Origin of the sequence: Azospirillum sp. (genome assembly GCF_035627195.1) — a bacterium.
Classification (GTDB): domain Bacteria; phylum Pseudomonadota; class Alphaproteobacteria; order Azospirillales; family Azospirillaceae; genus Azospirillum.
In genome coordinates, this window is the sequence record NZ_DASPMG010000161.1 from 1 (window position 1) to 5,671 (window position 5,671).

Consider the following 5,671-nt stretch of genomic DNA (forward strand, 5'->3'; position numbering starts at 1 on the left):
GAGCAGGTCGTGTCGATCTTCTCGGGCGTGAAGGGCTACCTCGACAAGATCAAGGTCGAGGACGTCACCCGCTTCGAGCAGAAGTTCCTCAGCGAGATCCGCGCCAAGGGGGCCGACATCCTGGCCGCCATCCGCAACGACAAGCAGATCACCAAGGAGACCGAGGAGAAGCTGAAGGCTTTCCTCGACAGCTTCGCCAAGGTGTTCGTCTGATCGTGAACCAGGGATCCGGGGCCGCAAGGCCCCGGGTCTTTAGGGCGCAGAACTCTTGCGGGATGAAGGGCCGGTATGCCTAGCCTCAAGGACCTAAAAAACCGGATCGCCAGCGTCCAGTCGACGCGGAAGATCACTTCGGCCATGAAGATGGTGGCCGCCTCCAAGCTGCGCCGCGCGCAGGAGCAGGCCGAGGCGTCGCGGCCCTATGCCGAGCGCATGGGCCGCATGCTGTCCTCCCTCGCCGCCAACGTGCAGAACGGTGCCGGCGGGCCCAAGCTGATGACGGGCACGGGCTCCGACCAGGTGCACCTGCTGGTCGTCATCTCCTCGGACCGCGGCCTGTGCGGCGCCTTCAACGGCTCCATCGTCCGCGAGGCGCGGCGCACCATCATGCGCCTGCAGGGCGAGGGCAAGACGGTGAAGGTGCTGACCGTGGGCCGCAAGGGCCGCGACCAGCTGCGCCGCGAGTTCGCCTCGCTGATCGTGCAGAGCTACGAGGACGTCGGCCGCCGCAAGCTGTCGTTCGCCGACGCCGACGCGATCGCCAAGAAGGTCAACGAGATGTACGAGGCGGACGAGTTCGACGTCTGCACCGTCATCTACAACAAGTTCAAGTCGGCGATCTCGCAGGTCGTCACCCCGCAGCAGCTCATCCCCTTCGCCGTGCCGGAAGCGGCCGAGGGTGCCGCCGACGAGGTGAAGGCGATCTACGAGTTCGAGCCCGACGAGGAGCAGATCCTTGCCGAGCTGCTGCCGCGCAACCTGTCGATCCAGGTCTACCGCGCGCTGCTGGAAAGCGCCGCTTCCGAGCAGGGTGCGCGCATGACCGCGATGGACAACGCGACGCGCAACGCCGGCGACATGATCAACAAGCTGACGATCACCTACAACCGGACGCGCCAGGCGTACATCACCAAGGAGCTGATCGAGATCATCTCCGGTGCCGAGGCGATCTGATCACGGTCGATACGACGGCTTTATCACCAATTTCGAGTTCCGAAGGAGCTTTAGTCCATGGCTAACAACACCGAGGCCCAGGCCACCAACGCCGGCGGCCGCATCACCCAGGTGACGGGCGCCGTCGTCGACGTCCAGTTCGAAGGTGACCTGCCCGCCATTCTGAACGCGCTGCACACCCAGAACGAGGGCAAGACCCTGGTGCTGGAGGTGGCGCAGCACCTCGGCGAGAACACGGTGCGCACCATCGCCATGGACAGCACCGACGGTCTGGTCCGCGGCCAGGAGGTCACCGACACCGGCGCGCCGATCTCGGTGCCGGTCGGCCCGGCCACGCTCGGCCGCATCATCAACGTCATCGGCGAGCCGATCGACGAGCGCGGCCCGGTCAACGCCGAGCAGGCGTTCCCGATCCACCGCCCGGCGCCGGAGTTCGTCGAGCAGTCGACGGAAGCCCAGGTGCTGGTCACCGGCATCAAGGTCATCGACCTGCTGGCTCCGTACGCCAAGGGCGGCAAGATCGGCCTGTTCGGCGGTGCGGGCGTCGGCAAGACCGTGACCATCATGGAGCTGATCAACAACGTCGCCAAGGCGCACGGTGGCGTGTCGGTGTTCGCCGGCGTGGGTGAGCGCACCCGCGAGGGCAACGACCTCTACCACGAGATGATGGAATCGGGCGTCATCAAGACCGACGGCCCGGGCTCCAAGGTGGCCCTGGTGTACGGCCAGATGAACGAGCCGCCGGGTGCCCGCGCGCGCGTCGGCCTGACCGGCCTGACGCTCGCCGAGTACTTCCGCGACGAGGAAGGCCAGGACGTGCTGTTCTTCGTCGACAACATCTTCCGCTTCACCCAGGCGGGTTCGGAAGTGTCGGCGCTGCTCGGCCGCATCCCCTCGGCGGTGGGTTACCAGCCGACGCTGGCCACCGACATGGGTGCGCTCCAGGAGCGCATCACCTCGACCAAGAAGGGCTCGATCACCTCGGTGCAGGCCATCTACGTGCCCGCCGACGACCTGACCGACCCGGCTCCGGCCACCTCGTTCGCCCACCTGGACGCCACGACGGTGCTGTCGCGCTCGATCGCCGAGATGGCCATCTTCCCGGCCGTCGACCCGCTCGACTCGACCAGCCGCATCCTCGACCCGCGCGTCGTGGGTGAGGAGCACTACGCGGTCGCCCGTTCGGTGCAGAAGGTCCTGCAGACCTACAAGTCGCTCCAGGACATCATCGCCATCCTGGGCATGGACGAGCTGTCGGAAGAGGACAAGCTGACCGTCGCCCGCGCCCGCAAGATCCAGCGCTTCCTGTCGCAGCCGTTCCACGTCGCCGAGGTGTTCACCGGCACGCCGGGCGTGCTGGTTCCGATCGAGGAGACGATCCGCGGCTTCAAGGGCATCGTGAACGGCGACTACGACCACCTGCCCGAGGCCGCCTTCTACATGGTCGGCACCATCGACGAGGCCGTCGCCAAGGCCAAGAAGATGGCCGCCGAGGCCGCCTGATCGCCTTCCGGGCACGTTGAAACGGCAACCCCCTCCCGTCCGGCAACGGCGGGAGGGTTGGTTTAGGGAGCCAACACCCCATGGCCGATAAAGTCGAATTCGAACTCGTTTCGCCGGAGAAGCTGCTGGCTTCGCAGCCGGTGGACATGGTGGTGGTGCCGGGCAGCGAAGGTGACTTCGGTGTCCTGGCCGGCCACGCCCCGATGATCTCCACCGTCCGTCCGGGCGTCATCGACGTCTATGAGGGCGACCGGGTGGTCGACCGCGTGTTCGTCGCCGGCGGCTTCGCCGAGGTGACCGAGACGCGCTGCACCGTGCTGGCCGAGCAGGCCGTGCCGGTGGCGCAGATCGACCGTGCCAAGGTCGAGCAGGACGTCAAGAACCTGTCCGAGGATCTGGACGACGCCAAGACCGACGCCGAGCGGGCGGACGCGGAGGCGAAGCTCGCCGTTGCGCGCGCCATGCTGGACGCGGTGGGGGCGGGCGCCACGGCGCACTGACCCGCGGGCTGACCTGCGCGGGAGCGGGGCATCGCTCCCTTTGCAGAGCGCCGGTCATACCATACATTGCACGCTGGGAAGCGCGCCTCCCGATCCGTCGTGGGGCGCGTTTGCCGTTTCAGGGACCAATAACCACAACAAACGGGACAAGCGATGGCGGACCTGCACTGGCGTATCGAGGAGCTTCCGTGGGATCGGCTGGATCACGCCAAGGTCGATCCGGATCTCGTGCCGCTCATCAAGGCGGCGGCGCTGGTGGAATACAACGCCAACGACTACACCGCCTACCTGTGCAACGTCTTCCACGACGACCCGGAGTTCCAGGAACTCGCCCGCTACTGGGCCGTGGAGGAGGTGCAGCACGGCGAGGCGCTGGGCAAGTGGGCGGAGCTGGTCGACCCCTCCTTCGACTTCCAGAAGGCCGTGGCGCGCTTCCGCGCCGGCTACCGCGTGCCCATCGACCTGGACCGCTCCGTGCGCGGTTCGCGCACCGGCGAACTGATCGCCCGCTGCATGGTGGAGACCGGCACCAGCTCCTACTACGCGGCCATCGGCGACTCGGCGGAGGAACCGGTGCTGAAGCTGATCTGCCGGAACATCGCGGCCGACGAGCTGCGCCACTACAAGCTGTTCTACACGCACGCCAAGCGCTACGTGGAGAAGGAGCGGCTGTCCAAGTGGAAGCGCCTGTGGGTGGCGCTGAGCCGCATCGGCGAGACCGAGGACGACGAGCTGGCCTATGCCTTCTACGCCGCCAACGCGCCGGACGGCGTGCCCTACGACCGCAAGACCTTCAACGCCGCCTACATGCGCCGCGCCTACGGCCGCTACCGCCGCAAGCACGTGGAGCGCGCCATCGCCATGGTCTTCAAGGCCTGCGGCCTGAACCCGCAGAGCAAGGCCTACACCGTCGCCGCCAGGGGTGCGTGGTGGTTCATCGACCGCCGCGCCAGGAAGCTGGCCGCCGCGGCGTAGCACCGGAAGGGCCGTAGGTAGGGTTTTCGCCTGCGGCTCAACCCAACCTACGCGCGGCGCGCCTTTGCGATCACCTCGCGGAACTCCGCCAGCACGGCCTCGTACACCGGCCGCTTGAACGGCACGATCAGGCGGACGAGGTCGTCCGGGGCCACCCATTTCCAGGCGTCGAACTCCGGGTGCTCGGTCTCCAGGTCGATGTCGGCGTCGCTGCCGGTGAAGCGGGCGGCGACCCACACCTGCTCCTGGCCGCGCCAGCGTCCCTTCCACACCTTGCCCAGCAGGTGGTCGGGCAGGTCGTAGCGCAGCTTTTCCACCGTCTCGGCCAGGATCTCGGCGGCACCGGTGCCGATCTCCTCCTTCAGCTCGCGCAGGGCCGCCTCGTGCACCGTCTCGCCGTCGTCGATGCCGCCCTGCGGCATCTGCCACGCGTCGGTGGTGTCGCGGCGGCGCGCCACGAAGACCTCGCCGCGGGCGTTCAGCAGCATGATGCCGACGCACGGCCGGTAGGGGAGGGAGTCGCGGTCCACGGCCTTATCCTTGCTCTTGTCCTTGCTCTTGTCCCTGGTCGTGGCGTCCTTCTTGCCGCTCATCCGCCCAGACCCTTCTGAAGGTTGACGACGGCCGACACGGGGGCCAGGACGAAGCCGCGGTCCTGCAGCCCGGTCAGCCAGAGGTTGATGCGCTCCACCGTGCTCGGGTACGGGAAACCCAGGCCGACGGCGGCACCCTGCGCCTTGGCCACCGCCTCCAGTTCCTTCAGCTGGTCGTCGATGGCGCCGCGCGACAGGTCGCGGTCGATGACGCGGTCGACGAAGGCGCGCGGCACGCCGGCCTGGCCTGCGGCGGCGGCACCCTGGCTCTTCGGGTTGACGCGCGCGTCGACGAACAGCAGGCCCCGCTGCTTCAGGGTGTCCATCACCGGCTTCAGGGCATCGGCGTTGCCGGTGAACTTGCTGCCGGTGGTGGTGGTGATGCCGGTGTAGCCGGACACGCGGCTCAGCGACCATTCCAGCCGCTCGGTGTTGCGCTCGGGCGAGAGCGAGGTAAGCAGCGCGTTGGAACCGGGGTCGTCGCGCGGGAAGTTCAGCGGCTCCATGGGCACGGAGAGCATGACCTCGTGCCCCTTGCCGCGCGCCCGCTCCACCCAGCTGTCCAGCCGCTCGCCATAGGGCACGAAGGCCAGCGTCACCTGCGGCGGCAGCTTCTGGAGCGCGTTGCCGGTGGTCACGCCCGACACGCCCAGGTCGGTCATCAGGATGGCGATGCGCGGCCGCTTGTCGGCGGCCGGGAAGGGGCGGGCGTAGACCTGCCAGGGCTTGCGCCCATCCTCGGCGATGCGCGGCAGCGGGCCGGCGCGCGTCTCCTCCACCAGTCCCGGCGCCGGGGCCGGCGTCAGCGTCACGAAGGCGTCGGCCGGCGGCGCGGGGATGGCCGGTGGGGGAGGGGCAGGGGGTGCCGGGGCGGCGGCCTGCCCATTTGCGTTCTGGGCCGGGGCCGGGGCCGGGGCGGCGGGGGCG

Annotated in this window: 6 protein-coding genes and 1 pseudogene; 5 read left to right on the forward strand and 2 right to left on the reverse strand. The window is 68.4% G+C overall.

From position 1 onward, the window contains the following. The 5 genes and pseudogenes from VED21_RS14790 to VED21_RS14810 all read left to right on the forward strand — a co-directional run. Positions 1–213, forward strand: a pseudogene (locus tag VED21_RS14790) (F0F1 ATP synthase subunit alpha); the annotation flags it as partial. A gap of 75 nt (positions 214–288) precedes the next feature. Continuing rightward, positions 289–1,173, forward strand: a complete 885-nt coding sequence (locus VED21_RS14795) for a F0F1 ATP synthase subunit gamma (RefSeq protein ID WP_324883240.1) — start codon at positions 289–291, stop codon at positions 1,171–1,173. Positions 1,174–1,230: 57 nt separating this feature from the next. Continuing rightward, on the forward strand, positions 1,231–2,676 hold the full coding sequence (gene atpD, locus VED21_RS14800) for a F0F1 ATP synthase subunit beta (RefSeq protein WP_324883242.1): 1,446 nt from the start codon (positions 1,231–1,233) through the stop codon (positions 2,674–2,676). An 80-nt stretch (positions 2,677–2,756) separates the two neighbouring features. Beyond that, positions 2,757–3,176 (forward strand): F0F1 ATP synthase subunit epsilon, encoded by a 420-nt coding sequence (locus tag VED21_RS14805; RefSeq protein WP_324883244.1) that lies wholly within the window; start codon positions 2,757–2,759, stop codon positions 3,174–3,176. 153 nt (positions 3,177–3,329) lie between these two features. Further along, positions 3,330–4,151, forward strand: a complete 822-nt coding sequence (locus tag VED21_RS14810) for a ferritin-like domain-containing protein (RefSeq protein ID WP_324883246.1) — start codon at positions 3,330–3,332, stop codon at positions 4,149–4,151. Between the two features lie 47 nt (positions 4,152–4,198). Here VED21_RS14810 and VED21_RS14815 read toward each other — a convergent pair whose 3' ends face one another. Continuing rightward, on the reverse strand, positions 4,199–4,744 hold the full coding sequence (locus VED21_RS14815) for an RNA pyrophosphohydrolase (RefSeq protein WP_324883248.1): 546 nt from the start codon (positions 4,742–4,744) through the stop codon (positions 4,199–4,201). Next, a partial coding sequence (locus VED21_RS14820; protein ID WP_324883249.1) for a divergent polysaccharide deacetylase family protein occupies positions 4,741–5,671 on the reverse strand: 931 nt, incomplete at its 5' end. The genes VED21_RS14815 and VED21_RS14820, both read right to left, overlap by 4 nt.

Coding starts and splice junctions, on each gene's coding strand:
- VED21_RS14805 (WP_324883244.1), top strand. CDS start 2,757: ATGGCCGATAAAGTCGAATTCGAACTCGTTTCGCCGGAGAAGCTGCTG.
- atpD (WP_324883242.1), top strand. CDS start 1,231: ATGGCTAACAACACCGAGGCCCAGGCCACCAACGCCGGCGGCCGCATC.
- VED21_RS14795 (WP_324883240.1), top strand. CDS start 289: ATGCCTAGCCTCAAGGACCTAAAAAACCGGATCGCCAGCGTCCAGTCG.
- VED21_RS14810 (WP_324883246.1), top strand. CDS start 3,330: ATGGCGGACCTGCACTGGCGTATCGAGGAGCTTCCGTGGGATCGGCTG.
- VED21_RS14815 (WP_324883248.1), bottom strand. CDS start 4,744: ATGAGCGGCAAGAAGGACGCCACGACCAGGGACAAGAGCAAGGACAAG.